This is a genomic window from Promicromonospora sp. Marseille-Q5078 (genome assembly GCF_050315395.1).
In the GTDB taxonomy this organism is placed as follows: domain Bacteria; phylum Actinomycetota; class Actinomycetes; order Actinomycetales; family Cellulomonadaceae; genus Isoptericola.
Genome location: NZ_JBNPQG010000001.1, coordinates 3,969,292 through 3,992,256 on the forward strand (window position 1 = coordinate 3,969,292; position 22,965 = coordinate 3,992,256).

At 72.7% G+C, this 22,965-nt stretch carries 24 protein-coding genes and 1 riboswitch; of the genes, 14 read left to right on the plus strand and 10 right to left on the minus strand.

The genetic code is table 11. From position 1 onward, the window contains the following. Nucleotides 1–6: 6 nt before the first annotated feature. Nucleotides 7–825 carry a TetR/AcrR family transcriptional regulator gene (locus tag ACQFYA_RS18255; protein WP_499126522.1) on the plus strand — a complete coding sequence of 273 codons (819 nt, stop codon included), beginning with the start codon at nucleotides 7–9 and terminating at the stop codon, nucleotides 823–825. Nucleotides 826–934: 109 nt separating this feature from the next. After that, a riboswitch (FMN riboswitch) is annotated at nucleotides 935–1,066 on the plus strand. A gap of 127 nt (nucleotides 1,067–1,193) precedes the next feature. Continuing rightward, a complete protein-coding gene (gene pnuC, locus ACQFYA_RS18260; RefSeq protein WP_499126523.1) occupies nucleotides 1,194–1,907 on the plus strand; it encodes a nicotinamide riboside transporter PnuC in 714 nt (237 codons plus the stop codon). A 6-nt stretch (nucleotides 1,908–1,913) separates the two neighbouring features. On the opposite strand, the gene ACQFYA_RS18265 is transcribed toward pnuC, so the two are convergent. Then, a complete protein-coding gene (locus ACQFYA_RS18265; RefSeq protein WP_499126524.1) occupies nucleotides 1,914–2,600 on the minus strand; it encodes a hypothetical protein in 687 nt (228 codons plus the stop codon). Between the two features lie 41 nt (nucleotides 2,601–2,641). Between ACQFYA_RS18265 and ACQFYA_RS18270 the strand changes: the two genes are divergently transcribed. Next, the gene (locus ACQFYA_RS18270) at nucleotides 2,642–3,169 is read left to right on the plus strand and encodes a histidine phosphatase family protein (protein WP_499126525.1); all 528 of its coding nucleotides are present in this window, start codon (nucleotides 2,642–2,644) and stop codon (nucleotides 3,167–3,169) included. Between the two features lie 70 nt (nucleotides 3,170–3,239). On the opposite strand, the gene ACQFYA_RS18275 is transcribed toward ACQFYA_RS18270, so the two are convergent. Continuing rightward, complete coding sequence (locus ACQFYA_RS18275) at nucleotides 3,240–4,484, minus strand: acyl-CoA dehydrogenase family protein (RefSeq protein ID WP_499126527.1); 1,245 nt, start codon at nucleotides 4,482–4,484, stop codon at nucleotides 3,240–3,242. A gap of 400 nt (nucleotides 4,485–4,884) precedes the next feature. Here ACQFYA_RS18275 and ACQFYA_RS18280 point away from each other — a divergent pair, with 400 nt between their 5' ends. Further along, a complete protein-coding gene (locus tag ACQFYA_RS18280; protein WP_499126529.1) occupies nucleotides 4,885–5,367 on the plus strand; it encodes an NUDIX hydrolase in 483 nt (160 codons plus the stop codon). A 97-nt stretch (nucleotides 5,368–5,464) separates the two neighbouring features. Here the strand turns inward: ACQFYA_RS18280 and ACQFYA_RS18285 are convergent, their stop codons facing one another. Then, complete coding sequence (locus ACQFYA_RS18285; protein ID WP_499127604.1) at nucleotides 5,465–6,736, minus strand: Nramp family divalent metal transporter; 1,272 nt, start codon at nucleotides 6,734–6,736, stop codon at nucleotides 5,465–5,467. A gap of 219 nt (nucleotides 6,737–6,955) precedes the next feature. Here ACQFYA_RS18285 and ACQFYA_RS18290 point away from each other — a divergent pair, with 219 nt between their 5' ends. From ACQFYA_RS18290 to ACQFYA_RS18315, 6 genes are all read left to right on the plus strand, one after another. Further along, on the plus strand, nucleotides 6,956–8,278 hold the full coding sequence (locus ACQFYA_RS18290) for a glycosyltransferase 87 family protein (protein ID WP_499126531.1): 1,323 nt from the start codon (nucleotides 6,956–6,958) through the stop codon (nucleotides 8,276–8,278). 86 nt (nucleotides 8,279–8,364) lie between these two features. Beyond that, nucleotides 8,365–9,504: a glycosyltransferase family 4 protein gene (locus tag ACQFYA_RS18295; protein WP_499126532.1), complete on the plus strand. Its 1,140-nt coding sequence runs from the start codon at nucleotides 8,365–8,367 to the stop codon at nucleotides 9,502–9,504. A gap of 130 nt (nucleotides 9,505–9,634) precedes the next feature. After that, the gene (locus ACQFYA_RS18300) at nucleotides 9,635–11,485 is read left to right on the plus strand and encodes a choice-of-anchor I family protein (RefSeq protein ID WP_499126534.1); all 1,851 of its coding nucleotides are present in this window, start codon (nucleotides 9,635–9,637) and stop codon (nucleotides 11,483–11,485) included. 131 nt (nucleotides 11,486–11,616) lie between these two features. Then, complete coding sequence (locus ACQFYA_RS18305; RefSeq protein ID WP_499126535.1) at nucleotides 11,617–12,144, plus strand: hypothetical protein; 528 nt, start codon at nucleotides 11,617–11,619, stop codon at nucleotides 12,142–12,144. Nucleotides 12,145–12,176: 32 nt separating this feature from the next. Continuing rightward, nucleotides 12,177–12,713, plus strand: coding sequence for a P-loop NTPase family protein (locus tag ACQFYA_RS18310; protein WP_499126538.1), 537 nt, complete (start codon nucleotides 12,177–12,179; stop codon nucleotides 12,711–12,713). A 55-nt stretch (nucleotides 12,714–12,768) separates the two neighbouring features. After that, nucleotides 12,769–13,380, plus strand: a complete 612-nt coding sequence (locus ACQFYA_RS18315) for a dihydrofolate reductase family protein (protein WP_499126540.1) — start codon at nucleotides 12,769–12,771, stop codon at nucleotides 13,378–13,380. On the opposite strand, the gene ACQFYA_RS18320 is transcribed toward ACQFYA_RS18315, so the two are convergent. After that, nucleotides 13,362–14,072 carry a hypothetical protein gene (locus ACQFYA_RS18320; RefSeq protein WP_499126541.1) on the minus strand — a complete coding sequence of 237 codons (711 nt, stop codon included), beginning with the start codon at nucleotides 14,070–14,072 and terminating at the stop codon, nucleotides 13,362–13,364. The two genes, ACQFYA_RS18315 and ACQFYA_RS18320, sit on opposite strands and share 19 nt — an antisense overlap. A 109-nt stretch (nucleotides 14,073–14,181) precedes the next feature. On the opposite strand from ACQFYA_RS18320, the gene ACQFYA_RS18325 reads away from it, so the two are divergent. After that, entirely contained in the window at nucleotides 14,182–14,664 is a 483-nt protein-coding gene (locus ACQFYA_RS18325; protein ID WP_499126543.1) for a hypothetical protein, read from the plus strand. Nucleotides 14,665–14,725: 61 nt separating this feature from the next. After that, nucleotides 14,726–15,229, plus strand: a complete 504-nt coding sequence (locus tag ACQFYA_RS18330) for a DUF2087 domain-containing protein (RefSeq protein ID WP_499126545.1) — start codon at nucleotides 14,726–14,728, stop codon at nucleotides 15,227–15,229. Here the strand turns inward: ACQFYA_RS18330 and ACQFYA_RS18335 are convergent. Then, entirely contained in the window at nucleotides 15,226–15,570 is a 345-nt protein-coding gene (locus ACQFYA_RS18335) for a hypothetical protein (RefSeq protein WP_499126547.1), read from the minus strand. The two genes, ACQFYA_RS18330 and ACQFYA_RS18335, sit on opposite strands and share 4 nt — an antisense overlap. 218 nt (nucleotides 15,571–15,788) lie before the next feature. Here ACQFYA_RS18335 and ACQFYA_RS18340 point away from each other — a divergent pair, with 218 nt between their 5' ends. Continuing rightward, nucleotides 15,789–16,109, plus strand: a complete 321-nt coding sequence (locus tag ACQFYA_RS18340) for a hypothetical protein (protein WP_499126548.1) — start codon at nucleotides 15,789–15,791, stop codon at nucleotides 16,107–16,109. A 75-nt stretch (nucleotides 16,110–16,184) separates the two neighbouring features. Here the strand turns inward: ACQFYA_RS18340 and ACQFYA_RS18345 are convergent, their stop codons facing one another. The 5 genes from ACQFYA_RS18345 to ACQFYA_RS18365 all read right to left on the minus strand — a co-directional run bounded on the left by ACQFYA_RS18345 (nucleotide 16,185) and on the right by ACQFYA_RS18365 (nucleotide 21,523). After that, entirely contained in the window at nucleotides 16,185–17,192 is a 1,008-nt protein-coding gene (locus ACQFYA_RS18345) for a Gfo/Idh/MocA family protein (protein WP_499126550.1), read from the minus strand. 32 nt (nucleotides 17,193–17,224) lie between these two features. After that, complete coding sequence (locus tag ACQFYA_RS18350) at nucleotides 17,225–18,199, minus strand: Gfo/Idh/MocA family protein (RefSeq protein WP_499126551.1); 975 nt, start codon at nucleotides 18,197–18,199, stop codon at nucleotides 17,225–17,227. A gap of 86 nt (nucleotides 18,200–18,285) precedes the next feature. After that, nucleotides 18,286–19,662, minus strand: coding sequence for an extracellular solute-binding protein (locus ACQFYA_RS18355; protein ID WP_499126552.1), 1,377 nt, complete (start codon nucleotides 19,660–19,662; stop codon nucleotides 18,286–18,288). Continuing rightward, the gene (locus tag ACQFYA_RS18360; protein WP_499126554.1) at nucleotides 19,659–20,582 is read right to left on the minus strand and encodes a carbohydrate ABC transporter permease; all 924 of its coding nucleotides are present in this window, start codon (nucleotides 20,580–20,582) and stop codon (nucleotides 19,659–19,661) included. The genes ACQFYA_RS18355 and ACQFYA_RS18360 overlap by 4 nt, the downstream gene beginning before the upstream one ends. Then, nucleotides 20,582–21,523, minus strand: a complete 942-nt coding sequence (locus tag ACQFYA_RS18365; RefSeq protein WP_499126555.1) for a carbohydrate ABC transporter permease — start codon at nucleotides 21,521–21,523, stop codon at nucleotides 20,582–20,584. The genes ACQFYA_RS18360 and ACQFYA_RS18365 overlap by 1 nt, the downstream gene beginning before the upstream one ends. Nucleotides 21,524–21,743: 220 nt before the next feature. Here ACQFYA_RS18365 and ACQFYA_RS18370 point away from each other — a divergent pair, with 220 nt between their 5' ends. Further along, on the plus strand, nucleotides 21,744–22,952 hold the full coding sequence (locus tag ACQFYA_RS18370; RefSeq protein WP_499126556.1) for an ROK family transcriptional regulator: 1,209 nt from the start codon (nucleotides 21,744–21,746) through the stop codon (nucleotides 22,950–22,952). The last annotated feature ends 13 nt before the right edge of the window (nucleotides 22,953–22,965 follow it).

A 22,965-nucleotide genomic window follows, 5' to 3' on the forward strand; every position in this document is an offset into this window, starting at 1 on the left:
CCAGGCATGACCGCCGTCCGGACGCACACCCACGCCCAGGCCGTCGACGCCGCGATCGACCTCTTCTCCCGGCAGGGCTACGAGCAGACCACCGTCGAGGAGATCGCCGACGCGGCCCGCGTCAGCCGTGCCACCTTCTTCCGCCGCTTCCGCTCGAAGGACGACGTGGTCTTCGCCGACCACGAGCTGCTCCTCGAGGAGGTGGTGGTCATGCTCGCCGAGACGCGGCCCGAGGCGCGCGCCAGCGAGGAGTCCGGCCGCGCGCCCGAGCGGGCGTGGGACCCGGCCACGGACCCGTACCTCGAGGTGTGCCGCGCGGCGCGGCTCGTCTTCGACCACCACGTCGGGCAGCGCGAGACGTCGATCGCCCGGCACCAGCTGCTGCAGCAGGTGCCCGCGCTGCGGGACCGCGAGCTCGTCACGACGCACCGCTACGAGCGCGCCTTCACCGCCTACCTGCGCGACACGCTCCCCCCGGACCGCTCCACCACGACGATGTCGATCGCGTTCGCCGCGTCCGTCGTCGCGGTGCACAACGCGATCCTGCGGCGCTGGCTGCGCAACCCCCACCTCGACCTGCGGCCCGAGCTCGAGGAGGCGTTCCTCGACCTGCGCCGGGCCGCCGTCTCCCCGTTCCCGCACACCGACGACACCCCCGCGACGACGACGGTGGCGGAGCCGGTGCCCGTCGACGCCGGGACCGACTCCGGCGGCCACGTCAGCACCACGACCGGCACGGACGGGCGGCGCGTCGTGGTGACCGTGCTGGAGCCCGGCGCCGGCCCGGACGACGTCGCCCGCGCCGTCCGCGACGCGCTGGCCTGACGCCCGCCGGTCGAGACGGTCACGCGGCCGCAACACGAGGGGAATGCGCCTGTGGCATCCTGCGTTGTGCAGGACGCCGCCGGGACCTCCGGCGGTGAGAGACACGCACGTACGTGCTCCGGGGTCGGTGAAATTCCGAGCCGGCGGTGACAGCCCGCGACCCGGTCTCCCTCGGGAGACCGGCTGATCTGGTGGAACTCCAGGGCCGACGGTCAAAGTCCGGATGGGAGGAAGCACGTGCGGCACGCGCCCGGCGACGGGTGGGTGCCGCCGGGCGTCGTGTCGTCGACGGCGGCCCCCACCGGGCCGCCCCGGCGCACGTCAGCCCTCACCCCGGATGCCGCACCTCGGGACCGGGAGAGTGAACGATGGACGTGATCGACACGTTCTTCAACGCCACGCTGACCATCGGCGACCAGGCGCTGCTGTGGCGCGAGATCGTGGGCAACCTGTTCGGGCTCGCCTCCGCGCTGGGCGGCATGCGCCGCAAGGTGTGGGCGTGGCCCGTCGGCATCGTCGGCAACCTCGTCCTCTTCACGGTCTTCATGGGCTCGTGGTTCGGCGACACCAGCCGCGCGGACATGCTCGGTCAGGCCGGCCGCCAGGTGATGTTCCTGATCGTGTCGATCTACGGCTGGGTGCAGTGGCGCCGCACGCAGCGCGCGGACCTCGAGGTCCGCGCCGACGGCAAGATCCCCGCCGAGGGCGGCACTGCGGTGCACCCGCACTGGGCGTCGGGGCGGCAGCGGGTCGGGATCGTCGTGGCGATGGTCGCCGGCACGGCGCTGCTCACCCCGCTGTTCCGCGCCCTCGGCTCCTATGAGCCGGTGTGGTCGGACGCCTGGATCTTCATGGGCTCCCTCATCGCCACCTACGGGATGGCCAAGGGCTGGGTCGAGTTCTGGCTCGTCTGGGTCGCGGTGGACGTCGTCGGCGTGCCGCTGCTCTGGTCGGCGGGGTACTACGCCACGGCGTTGATGTATGTCTTCTACGGCGTGTTCACGCTGGTCGGCTTCTTCGTCTGGTGGCGCATCCACCGCCGCGAGCAGGCGCAGACCGGCTCGACCGTCGCGGCGCCCTGACCCGAATCAGTCGTCTCCGTCGAGGACGGTCGACGGCGTGGCGCGCCGGGCCTCGAGCCGTTCCTCGGCCAGGACGCCGTCGACCAGGTCCACCGGGCCGCCGAGCGCCACCTCGACCGTGCAGATGGGCATCCCGAGGAACCACGACCGGTCCTCGGGCCAGACGTGCGAGGGCAGCTCGACCACGTCGTGGAGCGCGGTGACCGACCGAGGCGTCCCCGTCCACACGTGGTAGTCCCGGTGCGGCAGCTTCAGGCGTTCGACGGACGGCCGCGCGACGAGCCGGGCGAGCAGGTCCTCCTCCGCCTCACGCCGGGCCTCGGCGAGCTCCTCGGCGGTCGGCTGCGGCCCGTCCGGGTCCCACGCGAGCCCGACGGCCGTCCCGGACGACCGCACGCCGCCCCCGCGGTCGTACAACGACGGCCACCCCTCCCACAACGTGCCGTGCACGTGCTGCTCCCCCGTCCACGCGGCGAGCACGCCGAGCAGCACGTCGATGCGCTCGGAGGCCGCGTCCGGGTCGAAATCGCCGTCGTCGTCCCAGCCCAACGGGACGACGGCGTACGCGGCGTACGCCTGCGGCACGGCGTGGCCGAGCGTCGGCCCGAACTCCCCCAGCAACGGCGCGATCCACTCACCCGCGCGCGGGTCGTCGTCCCACCGGGCGCCCGCGCGGGCGAGGTCGTCGCTCATGGCGCTCGACCCTACGCAGCCGGTGGGTCACGATCGACCCGATGAACGACCACCCGACGCGGATCACCCTGGTCCGGCACGCGGCGCCCGAGGTCTCCGGCGAGATACCTCCGGGCGCCTGGCCGCTCTCTCGCGCCGGTCGCGCGGCCGCCCACGACCTCCGCCTGCCCGGCGGCGCGCGCGCCGTCGCGAGCGACGAACGCAAGGCGATCGAGACGCTGAGCCTCGCGCTCGGCGTCGCCGTTGTCCCCACGGACCCGCGGTTCGGGGAGGTCCGGCGCCCTCCCGAGCCCGTCGCCCCCGGCTTCCGGGAGGCACGCCGCGCCTGGGTCGAGGGCGCCCTCGACGCGCGGCACTTCGGCTGGGAGGCCCCGGACGTCGCGGCGCGCCGGTTCGACGACGCAGTGCGGGAGCACGCCCTCGGGCACGACCTCGTCGTCGCGACGCACGGCATGGTGCTCACCGCGTGGCTCGTCTCGATCGGCCGGCTGGCTCCAGGCCCCGATGCGGGCGGGTTCTGGGTGCGACTAGGGCTCCCCGACGTCGTCCCCGTCGCCCTCGGCCCCTGAACGGCCGCGCACGACGACGGGGACCCGCGCGGCTGCGCGGTTCCCCGTGGTCGTGCTGGAGGTGCGCGGGTCAGGCGAAGGCGGAGACCCCGGTGATGTCGCGGCCGACGATGAGCGCCTGCATCGACTCGGTGCCCTCGTAGGTGTGCAGGGCCTCGATGTCGGCGAAGTGCCGCGCGACGCGGTTGCCGAGCAGGATGCCGTTGCCGCCGAGCATGTCGCGGGCGATGGACGCGACCTCGCGCGCCTGGCGCGTCGTCGTGTACTTCGCGAGCGACGCCTGCTCGCCGGTGAGGGTGCCGGCGTCGGCGAGGCGGGTGATCTGCGCGACCAGCAGCTGCATCTGCGTGACCAGCGACAGCATGCGGGTCAGCCGCTCCTGCACCATCTGGTTCTTGGCCAGCGGTCGGCCGAACTGGATGCGCTGCGTCGCGTAGGCGGCGGCCGCCTCGTAGCAGGCGACGGCGTGGCCGACGGCGGACCAGGCGACGGCGAGGCGCGTCGCGAAGAGCACGGCGGCGGTCGCCTTGAACGACGTCGCGCGGGGCAGGGCGGCGCTCGCGGGGACGAACACGTCGTCGAGCACGATGTGCGCCTGCCAGATGGCGCGGAGCGAGACCTTGCCCTCGATCGTGGTGGCGGCGTAGCCGGGAGCGTCCTGCGGGACGACGAAGCCGTGCACCTGGTTGTCGCCGTCGTCGCCGACGAGACGGGCCCAGACGACGGTGATGTCGCCGCAGGAGCCGAAGCCGATCCACTTCTTCTCGCCGTCGATGACGTAGCCCTCGATGCCGTCGCGCGTCTCCTTGCGGGCGGTGGTCTCGAGCGAGACGGAGTCGGAGCCGTGGGTGGGCTCGGTGAGCGCGAACGCGCCGAGGATCTCGCCGCGCGCCATGGGCTCGGCGTACTGCTCGATCTGCTCGGGCGAGCCGTGCATGACGATGGAGCGCAGCGCGAGGCCGCCCTGGACGCCGCAGATCGTGGCGACCGACCCGTCGCCGCGCGACATCTCCATGCTGGCCAGGCCCTCGGCCATGAACGAGATCTTCGGGCGGCCGGGGACGTCGACGCCGTCGCGCAGGAAGTCGCGCTCGGCGAGCTTCTTCACCAGGTCGAACGGCACCTCGGCGCGCTCCCAGTAGCCGTCGATGACGGGCAGCACCTCGTCCTGGACGAACTCGCGGACCGCGAGCTGGTGGGCTCGCGCCTCGGGGGCGACGTCGGCGAACGCGCCGACGTAGTCGAGGTCGAGCGGCTGCGACAGGTCGTAGTCGGGGGCGGTCACGCCGGGCATGACGGGGGCGGTGCGGGTCATCGACGACCTCTCTCTGCGGGGGTCCGTCGTCCGGGCCCGGTGAGAAGAATGACCGGCGGCGCCAAGGCTGGTGGATTGGCGCCGCCGGTCTGGCCCCATCGTCACCCGCGACCGGGTCTCAGGTCAAGCGATACTCCGTCTCAGACGCCCGCTGGTTGAGCCTGTCGAAACCCAGACGCCCGCTGGTTGAGCCTGTCGAAACCCAGACGCCCGCTGGTTGAGCCTGTCGAAACCCAGACGCCCGCTGGTTGAGCCTGTCGAAACCCAGACGCCCGCTGGTTGAGCCTGTCGAAACCCAGACGCCCGCTGGTTGAGCCTGTCGAAACCCAGACGCCCGGGTTTCGACAGGCTCAACCAGCGAAGGGGGCGCGGGAGCCCGGCCTCGGGCCACACTGTGCCCATGGCGACGACGAGCGCGGGGCTGCTCCTCTACCGGACGACGACGCAGGGCGGGCTCGAGGTGCTGATCGGACACATGGGCGGCCCGTTCTGGGCTCGCAAGGACGAGGGCGCGTGGACCGTCCTCAAGGGCGAGCTGGAGCCGGACGAGGAACCGCACGCGGCCGCGCTGCGCGAGGCGGCGGAGGAGCTCGGCCTCCCGCTCCCCGCGCCGTCGGCCCCCGACCTCGACCTCGGCGAGGTGCGGCAGCGGTCGGGCAAGCGCGTGCTCGCCTGGGCGCGAGAGTGGCCCGAGCCCGGCCCCGACCTCGGGCAGGCGCGCAGCAACACCGTCGAGATCGAGTGGCCGCCGCGCTCGGGGCGGCGCATCGAGGTGCCGGAGATCGACCGCGTCGCGTGGTGCGCACCCGACGACGCACGACGACTCGTCGTCAGCGCCCAGGCCGCCCTCGTCGACCGGCTCGAGGCCGCCCTCGACCGCTAGCCCGAACTACCTCGCGGAGATCTGAACTACCTCGCGGAGATCTGAACTACCTCGCGGGGATCCGGACTACCTCGCGGAGATGTGGACTACCTCGGCGTCAGGCGGTGAACGTCAGCCAGAGCAGCGCGACGTTCAGCGTCACGATGACGGCCGCCACCGCCCACGCGGCCAGCTGCGTGGCCGGTCCGTTGCGGAAGCGGCCGAGCATGCCCTCCTCGCGGGTGATGCGCACCAGCGGGATCATCGCGAACGGGATGCCGAAGCTCAGCACCACCTGGCTCACGACGAGCAGCCACGTGGGCGACACCCCCGTCGCGAGCAGCACGATCGCGGGGACCAGGGTGACCATCCGCCGGGCGATCAGCGAGACGCGCACGTGCAGCAGGCCGGACATGATCTCGGCGCCCGCGTAGGCGCCGACGGAGGTGGACGCCAGCCCGGACGCCAGCAGGCCCACGCCGAAGAGCACGGCCACCGCCGGGCCGAGGGACGACGAGATGGCCGCGTGCGCGCCCTCGATCGTGTCGGTGCCCGCGCGCCCCGGCAGGTTCGCGGCGGCGAGGAGCAGCATCGCGATGTTCACCCCGCCCGCCAGGACGAGCGCGGCGACGACGTCCCAGCGTGTGGCGGTGAGCAGGCGGCGCACGGCCGTCGGGGAGGGCACGACCGGGGCGTCGTCGGGCACGTCGGCAGGATCGGCCGCCCCGGCGGCGAGCGCGTGCCGGCGCTGCACGCGGGCGTCGTGGCGGACGCGGTCGCGCGCGAGCGATGAGTGCAGGTAGATCGCGTGCGGCATCACCGTGGCCCCGAGCATGGACGCGGCGAGCAGCACCGACTCCGGCCCGGCGAGCCGGGGCACGAGCCCGCCGAGCACCGCGCCCAGGTCCGGAGGCGCGAAGAACAGGCCGGCACAGAACCCGACCGTCAGCACGGCGAGCATCGATGTCACGACGGTCTCGAAGACGCGCTGCCCGCGCCGCTGCTGCACCGTGAGCACCAGCATCGAGACGACGCCGGTGATGATGCCGCCGAGCACCAGCGGCACGCCGAACAGCAGGTGCAGCGCGATCGCGCCGCCGATCACCTCGGCGACGTCGGTGGCCATCGCGACCACCTCGGCCTGCACCCAGTACGCGATCCGGCCACGGCGGGACAGCCGCTCGCCGAGCACCTCGGGCAGCGACCGGCCGGTGACCACCCCGAGCTTGGCGGACAGGTACTGCACCAGCACCGCCATCACGTTCGCGACCACCAGCACCCACACGAGGAGGTACCCGAACTGTGCGCCCGCGGTGAGGTTCGCCGCGACGTTCCCCGGGTCGACGTAGGCGATGGCCGCGACGAACGCCGGCCCGAGCAGGCCCACCAGCCGGGCCGGGTGCGCGCCGGCCCGGCGCGTCGCACGCGCCGGCGGCGTGGCGTCCGCGGGCGGCACGGCGGCGGCTCGGGCGGGGGTCGGTCGGCTCACGGGGTCTCCTCCAGGTCGGCCGTTTTCGGTTCTCCGAAACTCTAGACGTCGAGACCCGTATCGCGCACCCCCTCGGACCCTGCGGGGCGGCTCCGAGGCGGGTCTGTCACCATGTCGGGCGTGCCACCCACCCCGATCGCCGCCGCCCCGCGGCCCCCCGGACTCCTCGGCTTCGCGCTGAGGTCCCGCTGGCTGCTGGCGATCGGCTTCGTCGCCGTGCACGCCTGGATCGTGAAGCTGGCGGTCACCTGGGGCTACACGATCTACGGCGACGTCACGCTCTACGAGTGGTGGGCGCGGCACGGGCTGAGCACCGGCCAGTGGCCCGTGCTCGACGACGACTGGGTGTACCCCGCCGGGGCCCTCGTGCCGGTTACCCTGCCGGCGCTCGTCACGTCCTCGCTGCTCGGCTACGAGATCGCCTGGACGGCGATGATCGTGCTGCTCGACGCCGTCGCCACGGTGGTGCTGGTGCGCTCGGCGCCGCGCGGCGTGCTCGGCGCCTGGTGGTGGCTCGCCTTCCTCCTCGCCCTCGGCCCGATCTTCCTGGGCCGCCTCGACGGCGTCGTCGCGCCGCTCATCCTGATCGCACTGGTGGTCTCCGCGCGCCGCCCGACGCTCGCGACGGCGGTGGCCACCACGGGGGCGTGGATCAAGATCGCACCCGGCGCGGTGGTCGTGGCGCTGGCCGCCACCCGGGCGCGCGGGCGCGACCTGTGGCGTCAGGTCCTGGTGCCGGGCGCGATCGTCAGCGCGGTCGTCGTGGGCCTCGCGCTCGCGGGCGGCGCCGGGCAGCGCGCGTTCAGCGTCTTCGGGCAGCAGGAGGCGCGCACCCTGCAGGCCGAGTCCGTGCTCGCCACGTGGTTCAGCGTCGCGCGGCTGTGGGACCCGTCCGTGCGGATCGAGTACAACGACGTCATCTTCACCTACGAGGTGCAGGGCGACGCCGCCCGCCAGGTCGCCGCCGCCCTCGACTGGCTGCTGCCGCTCGCGGTGCTGCTGCTCGCCGCCCTCACGTGGTGGACGGCGCGCCGGCGCCCCGACCATGCGGGCGACATCCTGCTGCTCAGCACCGCCGCGCTGCTCCTCGCGCTCATCGTCTTCAACAAGGTGGGCTCCCCGCAGTTCGTCGCCTGGATCGGCCCGCCGCTGGCCGCGGCGCTCGCGCTCGCCGGCCCCGGCACGCGCCGGCTCTGGGCGCCGCCCGCCGTCGGGGTGCTGCTGGCCGCGCTCGGCACGCAGATCGTCTACCCCGTGGCGTACGGCGAGTTCCTCGCCGGCGAGCCCGCGATGATCGTGATCGAGGGCCTGCGCAACCTGGCGCTCGTCGTGCTGCTCGTCGGCGCGGTGTGGCGCATGGTCCAGCTCGGGCGCGACGGCGTGCGCTCCGACCTGCCGGCCGCCGCCGGGCCGATCTCGCCCGGTTCGCCGGGTTCCGACTGAGGGTTCGTCGCCCGTTCGCCCACCCGCCCTCGACACGATGCCCGCCGCACCCCGGCCGGTCACCGGCGGGCGGTTGCCTGCGGAGCGTGCGGGTCGCGATCGTCGCAGAGTCGTTCCTGCCGCAGGTGAACGGGGTCACGAACTCCGTGCTGCGGATCCTCGAGCACCTCCGGGAGACCGGGCACGACGCCCTCGTGCTCGCGCCCGACGACGACGGCGGCGCGGTGCCGCCGTTCGTCGAGGGCGCCCCGGTGGTCGAGCTCGGCTCCGTCGGGCTCCCGGGGTACACGGACGTGCGGGTCGTCCTCGGGCAGCGCGCCCGCATCGCGCGGACGCTCGCCGCCTTCGAGCCCGACGTCGTGCACCTCGCGTCGCCGTTCGCGCTCGGGTGGCAGGGCATGCGGGCCGCCGACGGCCTCGGCCTGCCGACGGTCGCCGTCTATCAGACCGAGGTGCCGGGCTACGCCGCCCGGTACGGCGTGCGGCACCTGGAGAGCCTGTTCTGGCGCCGGGTGCGGCAGGTGCACGACCGGGCCACCCTGACCCTCGCGCCGTCCGTCGCGACGCTCGACCACCTGCGCGCCCGCGGCGTCCCGCGCCTGCGGCTCTGGGGCCGCGGCGTCGACACCGTGCGGTTCCACCCCGGCCGGCGCGACGAGCGGTGGCGGGGCGCCGTCGGCGCGGGTCGGGAGCTGCTGGTCGGGTACGTGGGCCGGCTCGCGGCGGAGAAGCAGGTGGACGCGCTCGCCGCGGTGGCGGACCTGCCGGGCGTGCGGCTCGTCGTCGTCGGCGAGGGGCCCGAGCGCGCCGCCCTCGAGTCCCTGCTGCCGGGCGCGCTCTTCACGGGCCTGCTGCGCGGCGACGACCTCGCCCGCGCGACGGCGAGCCTCGACGTGTTCGTGCACCCCGGCGAGCTGGAGACCTTCGGCCAGACGATCCAGGAGGCGCACGCCTCCGGGGTGCCGGTCGTCGCGCCCGCCGCGGGCGGGCCGCTCGACCTGGTGCGGCACTCGCACACCGGCTGGCTGTACCCGCCCGGGGACCGCGCCGCCCTGCGGGCGCACGTCGTCGACCTGCTGGGCGACGAGCGCAAGCGGCGCGCGTTCGGCTCCGCCGCGCGACGCAGCGTCCTCGGCCGCACGTGGCGGCACGTGTGCACAGAGCTGCTGGGCCACTACGACGACGCGATCGCGGCCCGCCGCGCGGCAGCCGTCGCGGAGGCCTGACCCGGCCGGGCGGGCATTCACCTGCAGGTCGGGGCGTGTTCACCCGGGGCTCGCCCGGCGGTCATCCGTCCTCCCTACGGTCACCCTCGACGGCGCCGCCCGGCGCGCGCCCCAGGCCACGGAGGACCCCTTGCGCACACCCCGCTCCCGCACCCGCCGCCCCCTTGCCTCGCGCTCCGGGCGGCGCGCCCTCGTGGGCGGCTGCGCCACGGCGCTCGCCGTCGCGCTGGCCGTGCCCGTCGTGCTGCCCGCGACCGCGTCCGCCCACCGCGGGCCCCAGCCGGGGAACGGCACCGGCGTCGTCGCCGACCCGGTGCAGCTGTCCGCCGACGACGCCCGGATCGGCCTGTCGCCGCTCGGCTCGTACGCCACGGGCGTCTTCGACGAGTCCGCGGCCGAGATCGTCGCGTACCACGCCCGCTCGGAGCGCCTGTTCTCGGTGAACGCGCAGGCCGGCGAAGTCACCGTGCTGGACGTCGCGCGGCCGTCCGCGCCGCGCAAGCTCTTCGCGCTCGAGACCACGGGCGTGCGGGCGGCCGACGGCTCGACCGTGCCCGACGGCGCGGTCGCGAACTCGGTCGCGGTGCGCCCGGACGGCCTGGTCGTGGTGGCCGTCGAGGCGCCCGACAAGGTCTCCGACGGCTGGCTCGTGCTGTTCGACGCGACCGGCGACGGCGACGCCCTCGGCGCCGTCCGGGTGGGCGCGCTCCCCGACATGGTGACGGTCACGCCCGACGGCCGCTCTGCCGTCGTCGCGAACGAGGGCGAGCCCGCCGACGACTTCTCCGTCGACCCCGAGGGCTCGGTGTCGGTAGTGGCGCTGCCGTCGCGCCTCAGCGTGCTCGTCTCGCGCTGGCGGGACCGCGAGGTGCCCGTGCGGCAGTCCGCCGTGCGGTCCGCGACGTTCCACGCGTTCGAGGGCGACGCGCTGCCCGACGGCGTGCGCGTCTTCGGCCCGGACGTGGCCGGCCCGGACGGGTCGCTCGCGCACCGCGTGTCGCGCAACCTCGAGCCGGAGTACGTGACCGTGTCGAAGGACTCGCGCACCGCCTACGTCGCGCTGCAGGAGGCGAACGCCGTCGCCGAGGTCGACCTGCGCCGCGCCCGCACCACCGACCTGTGGTCGCTCGGCAGCAAGGACCACTCCGTGCCCGGCCAGGGCATCGACCCGTCCGACAAGGACGGCGAGGCCGACGTCCGCGAGGTGCCGGTGCAGGGCCTGTACATGCCGGACGGGATCGCGTCGTACACGTCGCGGGGACAGACCTACCTCGTCACCGCGAACGAGGGCGACGCCCGCGAGTGGGGCGACTACGCCGAGCCCGCGCGGGTCAAGGACCTGGGCGACGACGGCCTCGCGCCCGTGTGCGACGACTCCCCCGCCGCCGCCCTGCTCGGCGACGCCGACCTGGGCCGCCTCAACGTCACGACGGCGTCCGGGCTGAGCGCCGACGGCTCCTGCTACGAGCAGCTGTACGCATTCGGCGGTCGTTCCTTCTCGGTCTGGAGCACCGACGGCGACCTCGTCTTCGACTCCGGCGACACCTTCGAGCAGGTGACCGCCGACGCGCTCGGCGACGCGTTCAACACCAACCACACCGAGACCGCGTTCGACGGACGCAGCGACGACAAGGGCCCCGAGCCGGAGAACCTCACGATCGGCGAGGTCGGCGGCCGCACGTACGCGTTCGTCGGGCTGGAGCGCGCCGGCGGGGTCATGGTCTACGACATCACGCGGCCCGAGCGCTCCGAGTTCGTCACCTACGTCTCGAACCGGGACTACTCCGTGTCCGTCGAGGACGCGATCGACGACGGCGCCGACGCGGCCGACGCGCTCTCCGGCGCCGGCGACCTCGGGCCCGAGGGGCTGACGTTCATCCCGGCGTCCGACTCCCCCACGCACCGGCCGCTGCTCGCCGTCGCCAACGAGGTGTCCGGCACCACCACGCTCTTCCAGGTGGACCGGCTCACCGATCGCTGAGTCCCACGGCCGCCATCAGGTCGGCAGTTCGGGATCAGGTCGGCAGTTCGAACTGCCGATCTGAACCCGGACTGCCGACCTGATCGACGTTCCGCCACGCGCCGAGCTCGTCGCCTGCAAGGATGTCGCGCATGACGGCGACGGTCATCGGCTCCCGGCCTTCCGACGGCAGCTCGGCCCGCCGGCGGCGGCGCGGGGTGCTCGGGCTCGTCGTGGTCATCGTGCTGGCGGGGGCGGTGTCCGGGTGCGGGATCGTGGACTCCGTCCTGCGCAAGGCCTACTGCAGCCCGCACGACCCGGTCGTGACCCCGACGAGCGTGGCGCCGGGCGACGAGGTGCACGTCGAGATCGACGGGGTCGGCCACCATTCGTCGTGCTCCTCGACGCTGCCTAGCCGCGCCCGATACGGGATCTCGATCAGGTCGCTGGTGGACGGGACGGGCGACCCCGACCTCGGCACCCACTTCTACAACACCGACCTCACCGTCCTCGACCCGAGCAGCGACGGGGTCGCGGAGGGCACGGTCCACGTGCCGGACGACGTCCCCGTCGGTGAAGCGGAGATCTCCGTGAACATCACCGTTCCGACTCCCTGCGAGGTCGACCCCACAGCGTCGTGCGCCGCCAACCCGTCCGCGGTCGTCGAGATCGGCGACTGACGGCTCGCCCGCCCGGCTGCTAGGTTTCCGCGGTGCGCAGGGTGTCGGTGGTCGGTGCGGCCGGGTCGGGCAAGTCGACGTTCGCCCACCGCCTGGCGGCGGTGCTCGGGGTCGAGCACGTGGAGCTCGACGCGCTGTTCTGGGGACGGGACTGGACGCCGCGGCCGCGCGAGGACTTCGCCGCCGACGCGCGGCACGAGATCGCCGGCGACGCATGGGTGATCGACGGCAACTACGCCGGCCTCCAGGACGAGATCTGGGCGCGCGCGGACGCCGTCGTCTGGCTCGACCCGCCGAGGGCGGCGGTGATGTGGCAGGTGTACCGGCGCACGCTGGCGCGCGCGCTCGACCGGACGGAGCTGTGGCCCGGCACGGGCAACCGCCAGCGCTGGCGCGACGCCCTGGCGCCGTGGACGAAGGACTCCATCGTCCGCTGGTCGTGGGATCAGCTGAGGCGGTACCCGGAGCGGTACGGCGCGGCGATGGCCGACCCCGCGCACGCGCACCTGGCGTTCCACCGGCTGCGGTCGCGCCGGGAGGTCGACGACTTCCTCCGCGCGTCCGGCTGAGGAACGACGGTCCGAAGCCGCGATGACTCCCCCGCGTCGCGCCGGTCCACCCTCCATGACCAGAGTGGTGGGCGACATCTCGATCTCGTTGGACGGTTTCGTCACCGGCCCGAACGCGGGGCCCGACAACGGCCTGGGCGACGGCGGCGAGGCCCTGCACACGTGGGCGTTCAGCGACGACCCCGTCGACCAGGAGCAGCTGCGCACGGCCACGGCGCGCAGCGGCGCCGTCATCCTCGGCCGTCGCCTGTTCGACGTCGTCGACGGACCGCAGGGCTGGGACGACGAGGTGGGCTACGGCGCGCGCGAGGTCGGCACGCCGCCGTTCTTCGTCGTCACCGGCAGCGTCCCCGCACGGACCCGGCTGTCGTTCTGGACCTTCGTCACGACCGGGCTGCCCGACGCCGTGGAGCAGGCGCGCTCCGCCGCGCACGGAGTGTCCGCGGCGGCCGGCGACGACCGGGACGTCGTGGTCATGGGCGGCGGGCTCACCGTCGGGTCGGCTCTGGACGCCGGGCTGCTCGACGTCCTGGTGCTGCACCTCTCCCCCGTCGTCCTCGGCGCGGGGACGCCGCTGTTCGTCGGCGGCCGCCGGCACGACCTCGTGCAGCGGAGGGTGACGCCGTCGACGACGGCGGTGCACGTGGTCTACGACGTCGCGCGCTGATCCTCGTCGAGCACGAGGTCCGCGAGCGCCCGGCGCAGCGCGTCGGTGCCCGGGCCGGGCTCGAACGCGGGGATGCGCAGGAAGTCCTCGAGGTCGGCGCGCGAGAAGTCCCCGAGCAGGTCGGCGCGCCCGTCCCGGATGGACTCGAACACGGTGGGCCCGTGCACGAAGACCGGGTCGGTGAGCCGCAGCCGCCCGTCCGCGGTCTGCAGCACGTTGCCGGGCCGGATGTCCGCGCCGCCCCAGAGGCGGTATTGCCGGGCGCCGTCGGCCAGCAGGTCTTCGATCCGGCGACGCAGGTCGACGACGTCGGGGTGGTCCGCGAGGTCCGGGCGCGCGTCGTCGGGCGAGATCGCGTCGGTCGCGCTGGTGATGCCGAGCGACGCGACGAGGCTCCGGGCGCGCTCCTCGTCCGCCGGGTGGAGCCGCTCCATGACGACGACGTAGCCCCGGTGCCGAAGCGGGACGACGTCGTCCACGCGCACGAGGAACGGGTTCGGCGGCCCCGCCAGGCACGCGTCGGCGAAGAGCCGGAACGCCGGGTCGAACGGGGTGACGCGCGCGGCGAGCCGGTCGTCGGGGGACGCGAGCACCCACGCCCAGTCCCCCGTCCCGACCTCGCGCCAGCCCGCGGACCCGAGGGCGGCGCGCGCCTCGTCGGCGGTGGTGTCAGGGGTGAAGGTCGGCAGCACGGTCCCAGGATCCGCCGCGCACGCCGTTGACGTCAGGTTCTTTCCCGCACGCGGGGTCGGGCTGGCGCCCGTCCGGCCTGCCACCGTGCCCCGGCGTAGCGTGGTCGAGGTGTCAGCACACTCGCCGGCGGTGCCGCCCTCGAAGGCGTCCCCGGGGCGGTCGGACGCCGCCCGCACGAGCATGCGCCGCGCACTGCTGGCGTCGCTCACGGTGGGCGTGGTCGTGACGGCCGACAGTGGTTGGCGGATGCTCAACCTGAGCTGGCCGTTCTTCGTCGGGTACTCGCTCCTGTTCTGGGCGGTGCTGCCCGTCGTGGCGACGCTGGCGATCACGCTCGTCCTCACGCTCGTGTCGGGCGTCGAGCTTCCGACGTGGTTCACGGGCGGCGTCGCCGCGGCCGCGACCGGAGCGTGGACAGGATGGGCCGTCGGGATCCGGTACGGCGGGCTCGCCTCCGGCCTCGTGCTCGCCGCCGGCATCGTCGGCGTGACCCTCGCCCTCGAAGCGCGCTGGCCGCTCCGCGGGCGGGTCGTCGTCGCGGTACTGGCCGCCGCCACGGCCGCTGCGGTCGTCGCCGTCCTGAGCGGGTGAGCGATCGCCTCGGCGGGCCCCGCTACCCTGACGCGCACGGCAGGAGAAAAGGGGAATCGAGTTGCTGGTCGACGAGGACGTGCGCGACGTCCTAAAAAGAAGCCGGATGGCGATCGGCGTGGTCCGGGCGCCAAAGCTGCGGAAGGAGCTCGCGGCGGCACTCGAAGGCGACCTCGGGTCGACCTCGGAGAGCACGGCTCCCCCGGTCGAGGCCCTGCGCTGGTTCGTCGACGGCGAGGTCGACCTGGTTCGCCTGGCGGAGGACTACGCGGCGCTCGGCACGCTGCTGTCAGAGGCGGGGCTGCTCGCATACGGACCGATCTCGGAGTGGCCGGCGCGCGAGCAGGACCGCCCGGAGTTCGTCCGGGCGGTCGTCGATCGGGTGTTCCTGGGCGAGAGCCGCGGGTGGATGACCGAGGTCGAGCTGAACGCGCGTCTGGCCATGGTGTTCGTCGACCCGTCCGGCCTGCGCAGGTTCGCCGTGGACACCGGGCTGCTGGCTCGCGAGGTGGACGGCTCGCGGTACTGGCTCCGTCGCCCGTCGACGACGGACGGCGACGGCTAGCGAGGGCCGAGCGCTTCGAGCAGCACGGCGACGACCATCGCGACGGTGGCGACGGAGACCACCGTCAGCGGCGACCGGCGCGCCCGAACCAGGGCGCGGATCTCCGCGACCACCACCCAGACGAACAGCGCCGCCGTCAGCACGTGCCACAGCACCGAGCCCAGCGCCGGGTCCTCGAGGAGGCCGCGCGCGTGCCGCCACCACGTGCTGAGGACGAGGCCCGCGACACCCGCCTGGATGAGCACGACGCCGATCACCGCGGCTGCGCGCAGCGGGCTCGGTCCGTGGTCGTCCGCGGTGCCCCGCTCCGGGTAGGCGTCCGTCACGTGCCGCGATCCCATGTGCCGGTCGTCTCCCGAGGTCGTGTCTGCCGCACGTCGGTCGTCCCGACGCCTGGCCGACCAGTGTCGGGCGGCGGCCCGCGAAAGTACAGCGGCACCCGGGGCGCACGGTCGAGCCGACGAGACCACCGAGAGTGACCACGGGTGATTCCGGCTCGGCCGCGACCACCGGGGCGATTCGATCGCTACGCTCCCTCACGACCGGAAGGACCAACCTCATGACCCTCGGCACCAAGGGCATCATCGCTGCGAGCTCGGGCGTCTCGGCTGCGCTCGCCCTCGCACTGACGCACGGCTCGCTCGACGCAGACCTCACCGGTCTGGCGTGGTACTACGGCCTGATGTTCCCGTGGGCGACCCTGGGGACGTATCTCGTCATGCTTGCGCTCGCGTTCGTTCCGGCAGCAGACCTTGCTCTCAGCACGGTCCAGCCGGTGGTGATCGCCCTCGCCGGCGCGATCCAGGGCGCACTCGTGGGGGCGGTCGTCCTTGCGGCGCGCTACTGGTGCATCCGGTGCCGCACGCTCCACGCCGCGTGACGCCGCCGCAGATCAGCGTGCGGGGCACGACGGGCTGACCGCTGCCAGGGCGGCAGCGGTCAGCCCGTCGTCGGGTCAGACGCCGATGACGTCGACGGCCTCGCCGGTACGCGCGCTCTCGTACGCGGCGAGGATGATGCCGAGCACGTCGATGCCCTCCGCCTCGGTGTTCAGCGGGCGACGGCCGGTCTCGAGGCAGTCGACGAAGTCCACGATCTCGGCCGCGAAGGTGTTCACGGCCTCGTGCTCGAAGACCTGCTCGTCCTCGCCGCGCAGCTTCACCCGCAGCGTGGTGCCGTCCGAGCTGAGCGACCCCTTCTCGCCGACGACGCTGAACCGGTCGGTGCCGGGCGCGGCGTCGTAGGCCCACGACGTGACCAGCTGGCCGACGCTGCCGTTGTCGAAGCGCACGAGCACCTGGGCGGAGTCCTCGCCCTCCATGAACTTCAGGCGGTGGGTCGACATCATCGCGAACGCCTTGACGGGCCGCGCGCCCGCGAGGTGCATCAGCAGGTACGTCGGGTGGTAGCCGGTGTCGATGAACTCGCCGCCGCCGCTGGTCGCGGTGTGGGCGCGCCACCCCATGTTCTCCGGGTCGAAGTTGTTGTGGAACGAGTCGGTGGTGCGCACCTCGTACACGTCGCCGAGCACGCCGGACTCGAGGATCTCCTTGGCCTGGGCGACGGCCGGCATGAACAGCTGGTTGTGCGCGCACATCAGGGTGACGCCGCCCGCCTCGACGGCGGCGCGCACCTCGGCGGCCTCCTCGGCGGTCAGGCACAGGGGCTTCTCGCAGAGGATGTGCTTGCCGGCCTTGGCGGCGGCGACGATCGCCACCTTGTGCAGGTGGTGCGGCAGGCAGATGTCGACGGCGTCCACCTCCGGGTCGTTCACCAGCTCGGTGAAGTCGGCGTACCCGCGGGCGCCGGTCTCCTCGACGCGCTGGGCGAGGGTCTCGGGCACGGCGTCGGCGATCGCGGTGATCGTCACGCGGTCGGGCACGGTGGCGTAACCGGCGAGGTGGGCGTTGGCGATGCCGCCGGCGCCGATCAGGCCGATGCGGACGGGGGGTGTCACGGTCATGGTGGAACCTGTTTCTGTGGTGTGGAGGTCGGTCAGCTCTGCGCGGCGGCGTTCGCGGCGTCGACGAGGGCGGTCAGCGACCTGGCGCGCGGGAGGGTGTCCTCGAGGGCGGCGCCCGCGCGGATCGAGTCCGCCCACTGGGCGAAGAGGATCGGCTGGTCGGCGGGCAGGTCCACGCGGGACGAGCCCTCCGCCGTGGTCAGGCGCATCACGGCCTTGCCCTCGTCGTCGGACTCGAAGCCGTACAGCACGGATCCCGCGGTGCCGTGGACCTCGATCGTGAACGGGCTGGCAGGCGTGACGAAGCCGGTCTCGACGACGCCGATCGCGCCGTCCGGCGTGGCCACGGTGACCGACGCGTTGTCCTCGACGCCGCGACCGGTCTGGTCGGTGTAGGTCGGACGCACGGACGTGAACTCGTCGCCCAGGATCAGCTGGGTGAGGTAGACGGGGTGCGCCCCCAGGTCGGAGAAGGCGCCGCCGAGCGCCTCGGAGGCGTCGTAGAACCGTGCGGGCAGCCAGTCGCGGGTGGAGCCGTCGTGGGCCAGCCGGACCCGCGAGTAGGTGAGCCGGCCGAGGGTCCCGGCGTCGAGGATCTCGCGCAGGGCCAGGGTGTAGCCGTGCGTCAGCCGCGGCAGGGAGACGGTCAGGCGCACGCCCGCGTCCTGGGCGGCGTCGATGAGCTTGTCGCACTCCGCGACCGTCGGGGCGAGCAGCTTCTCGGTGAAGACGTGCTTGCCGGCGGCGAGCGCCTTGCCGATCACCTCGAGGTGGTCGCTGGTGGCGGCGGTGACGGTCACGCCGTCGAGGTCCTCGCGCGCCAGCAGCGCGTCGAGGTCGGTGGTGGCCTCGACGCCGAGCCGCTCGGCGAGCGCGCGGCCGCGCTCGGCGTCGTCGTCCCAGACGGCGACGAGCTCGGTGTCGGGGTGGTCGACGGCGGCGCGCCCGTACTCCTCGGCGTGCACGTGCCATGCGCTGAGCACGGCGATCCGCAGGGGTGTGGTCATGGGTTCTGCTCCTGTGATGCTCAGGTGGTTCCCGGCCCGTCGTCCGGCCGGTTCGGGTGGGTCGTTCGTGCGCTCGCTGGGTTCGCTCAGGCCTCCGGGATGACGCTCTTCTGCCCGTACGTGGCGGGCATCTGGTAGCCCTCGAAGAGCGCCATCTTGGGAGCGACGCTCTGCTGGTTGTTGGCGATGACCTGCTGCGGCGTCGCGGACCCGATGATCACCGAGCTCCGGGAGCGCTGGAGCGTGTCCCAGGCCACGGTGCCGACGGGCAGCGGGGGCCGGGAGGTGGAGGTCGGCAGCATCTGCCGGAACAGCTCGGCCTTGGGGTTGTAGTGCCGCGCCTGGATCGTCCTCAGGTTGGTCGGCAGGTCGCCGAGCAGCGGCTGCACGATGCTCTGGCCGTCGTAGCCCGTGTAGAACTTCATGAACTCCCAGAGGTTCCGCGTCATCTTGGCGCCCTTCGGCACCACCAGCGACGCGCCGCCGGACCACGAGTACGTGTCGTCGCCCTCCGCGTCGACCGGCAGCCACGTGAACTTCAGCGGCAGCTTCGGGGCGTACTTCTCGTTGCTGCGGATGGAGAACGGGCCGGTGGTGGACATCGCCAGCCGTTCGCTGAAGACGGCGGTCTGGCTGGGCGGGGAGTTCGGCGGCTGGTACGTCGCGAAGAACGCGTCGGCCTTGGAGTAGGGGAACTCCTCGGCCCAGTCGGCGTACAGGTCGAACACGGACCGCCACTGGGGGGAGTCCAGCGTGACCGACGACGTCTCGTTCGAGTAGAGCTGCGCGCCGAGCCCGAAGCCCCAGGTGTAGGGCCAGCCCTCGCCGTCCCAGGGGACGAACCCGAGGGTCTCGAAGTTGCCGCGGGAGTCCGTCGTGGTGAGCTTGCGGCTGACCTCGCGGATCTCGTCCCAGGTGAGCACGTGCTGCTCGGGATCGAACATGTCGAGGTCGATGCGCGCCTCCCGCAGGAGGTTCTCGTTGTACATGATCCCGCGGGCGTCGGTGTTGATCGGCAGCCCGTACAGCTGGCCGTCGAAGGTGAGCTCGTCGATAGCGAACTGCAGCCACTGCTTGGTGAACTCGTCGACCGAGGTGTCCTCGTACTCCTCGATGAGCCGGCCGATCGGCTCGAGCAGCCCGATGGAGGCGTTCTGGACGGCGTTGAACCGGTCCATCTGCCAGACGTCCGGGGCGGTGCCGCCGCGGACGGCGGTGATGATCTGGCTCATGTCCGCCACGCCGTTGCTGGGCACCTGGTTGACGTCGAGCGTGACGCCGGAGCCGGCCTTCGTGGCGTTGAAGGCGTCGATGACCTTCATGTCCTTGTCGGCGTCGGCGGCGCCCATCCCCCAGTAGCGGATGACGGCGTCGCTCGAGGACCCGCGGGGCGCGCACGCCCCGAGGGAGAGGGCGGCGGCGGAGGCCGCGGCGGCGCTCAAGAAGGTGCGGCGAGTGATCACTTGAAGCCTCCGATGGTGATGCCCCGGATGAAGTAGCGCTGGAACACGAAGAACAGGAGCAGCAGGGGCAGGATGACCAGGAACGACGCCGCCATGAGCTGGTTGAACGTGACGTCCTGCGCGTGCACGGAGCGGAACGACTGCAGGCCGATCGAGAGGGTCTGCACGCTCTCGTCCTGCAGGTAGATCAGCGGGCCCATGAAGTCGTTCCACGACGCGACGGCCGCGAAGATGGCGACGGTCGTCAGCGCCGGCTTGGCCGTGGGGAACACGAGCCGCCACAGAATGGTCCACTCCCGCGCGCCGTCGATCCGGGCGGCGTCGAGCATGTCCTTGGGGATCTGCATGAGGAACTGCCGCAGCAGGAACACGTAGAACGCCGAGCCGAACATCGACGGGATGATCAGGGGGAACATCGTGTTGACGAGCCCGAGGCGGGCCCACATGTCGAACATCGGGATCAGCGTCACCGGGAACGGCAGGAAGAGCGTCGCGATCACCAGGTAGAACACGATGTCCCGCCCGGGCCACTTCAGGCACGCGAATCCGTAGGCGACGATGAAGTTCGACACCACCGAGAAGAGCACCACCGAGATCGTGATGATCGCGGAGTTCAGGAAGAAGTGCAGGAACGGCATCGCCGCCACCGCGTCGACGAAGTTGCTGAAGTGCCACGACTCGGGGAAGAACGTGGGCGGGAACTTCGCGAGCTCCTCGTCCGACTTCACCGAGGAGATGATCATCCAGTACAGAGGCAGCAGGAAGAGGATGGACAGGACCACCATCACCACGCGCGCGATCAGCGTGGAGTACCACGGGCGACGTGTCCCGTCGGCCCGACGGTTCAGCTGATCGGCGTCCGCGGAACGGGCAGCGGCCCGCTGCTTCCTCGGGGAATCCGTCTGGATCGTCGCGCTCATCAGGCGGCCTCCACGTCGTAGTTCACGAACCGGCGCGAGCACCAGAAGATCAACAGGGCCATGGCGAGACCGGCCAGGAACAGCAGCACGGCCAGGGCTGAGGCATAGCCGAGCTCCGCGAAGCCGAAGGCGTTCTTGTAGAGGTACATCATGTAGAACAGGGCGCCCGCGTCGGGGTCGCCGGTCCCGTTGGTGACGATGTACGCCTCGGTGAACACCTGGAGCGCGCCGGAGACGCCGGTGATCAGGTTGAACAGCAGCACCGGGCTGAGCAGCGGCAGCGTGATCGACAGGAACTGCCGCATCGGGCCGGCGCCGTCCACGCGCGCCGCCTCGTAGACGGTCTTGGGGACGTTGCGCAGGCCGGCCAGGAAGATCAGGGCCGCGTTCCCCGCGCCGAGCTGGGCCATCAGGATGATGGCGATCTTCACGCCCGTCGGGTCCCCGAGCAGGTTCACGTTGGACTCGCCGAAGAGGTTGAGCACCTGGTTGAACGCGCCGAACTGCGGGTTCAGGAACACGATGAAGATGAACGACATCGCGAACGCGGGGATCAGCGAGGGGGCGTAGAAGATCGTGCGGTACCAGGCGACCTCACGAACGTTCTGGTTCATCGCGAGCGCGAGCGTGAGCGCGACGACGAGCCCGAGCGGCACGGCGATCAGGGCGTAGAACAGGGTGTTGCCGGCTGCCTTGCCGACCAGCGGGTCGGCGAACGCGGTGACGTAGTTCCCCGTTCCGACCCAGGTCGGGCTGCCCATGCCGGAGTAGCGGGTGAAGCTCAGGTAGATCGAGTACCCGACCGGGTAGATGACGAAGACCAGGATCCCGACGAGCCACGGCGAGATGTACTTCAGGCCGAGTGCCAGGTCGCGCCGGTCGGAGCGCGAGAGTCGATGGCGCCTGCGTTTCGGCGGAGGGCTGGTGGTCGCGTCCTCCACCTGTTCCGGTGGGGCAACCCCTGAGGGGGCCCTGGCCGTCAGTCCGGTCGCAGACATCGCTCTCCCTTCGGTACGGCGACGGAACGGTGTCCGTCGTGGCTGGACGCGGGTCATTGCGCACCGAGAGGGTGACGTGGACCACTGTGTCCGACGTCCGGGGACATTACTCATACTGATGGATATATTCAACCAAGCACGATGGCCGGGTGGAGGGAGCGGGATGCGCGCGACGACGATGCCGCAGGTGGGGGCTCGGAACGAGCTCGTCGTGCTGCGGGCGATCCGGGTGTCCCCGGAGGGTGTCGATCAGTCGGAGCTGATGGAACGTTGCGGTCTCTCGCGCCAGGCGGTCTCGCAGATCACGCGGCGGCTGATCGACCGCGGGCTGGTACGCGCGGCACCGGTGCACACCAACCGGCCCGGCAAGCCCGCGATGTCGATGCAGGTCGAGGCCCGCGCGATGCTCGCCGCCGGAGCCCACCTGGACCCCGCGCACATCACCGTCACCCTGGTCGACATGCTCGCCCGCCCGATCCTGACGCGGACCCTCGCACGCCCCGGCGAGGACCCCGCGGCGGACGTGGAACGCATCGGCGCGACCCTCGACGAGATGATCCGCGAGCTCGGCGCCGACGAGCCGGACGGGCAGGACGGGGTGCGCGCCGTCCTCCAGGGGATCGGCGTCGCCTCGCCCGCCGGCATCGACGCCGTCCGGGGGACGATGGTGGATCCCCCGTGGCTGCCCGGGTGGCGCGACGTGCCCCTGCTCGACCTGATCCGCGACCGGACCGGACTGCCCGCCGTCCTGGACAAGGACACCAACGCCGCGCTGACGGCAGAGTGCTGGCCGGGCCGGTTCGCCACCCAGGAGACGGTGCTGTACCTGTACGCCGGCGCCGGCGTGGGGTCGGCCGTGGCGGGCGACGGCACCATCCACCGCGGCAGCACCGTCCAGGCGGGCGAGATCGGGCATCTCCCGACCGGCATGGACGACACCCGGTGCGGCTGCGGCCGCATGTCCTGCCTCTGGCTCTACACCGACATGGATCGCTTCCTGGAGAAGGCGCGGGGGGCCGGCGTCCCCTTGGAGTCGGGCGCTCCCCAGTCGACGGCCCTCGCCCTGCTGCAGCAGAGGGCACACGACGGCGACGACGTCTCACGGAGCCTGATCGAGGGGTACGGGGCGGCGCTGGGCGAGGCCGCGCGCACCCTGACCAGCATCCACGACCCGCACCGGATCATCGTCGGCGGCCCCTACTGGAGCTACCTGGCGGAGCACGCCACGCCTCAGGTCGTCGCGGGGGCGCGGCGTGCCCTGGGCGGCTCGCACGACGTCCCCGTGACGTCGTCGACCTTCGGCGACGACGTCGGCGCCATCGGAGCCGCCACGCTCTTCCTCGAGCGGAAGCTCTCCCCCGTCACGGCGTGAGCGCGCGATTCCG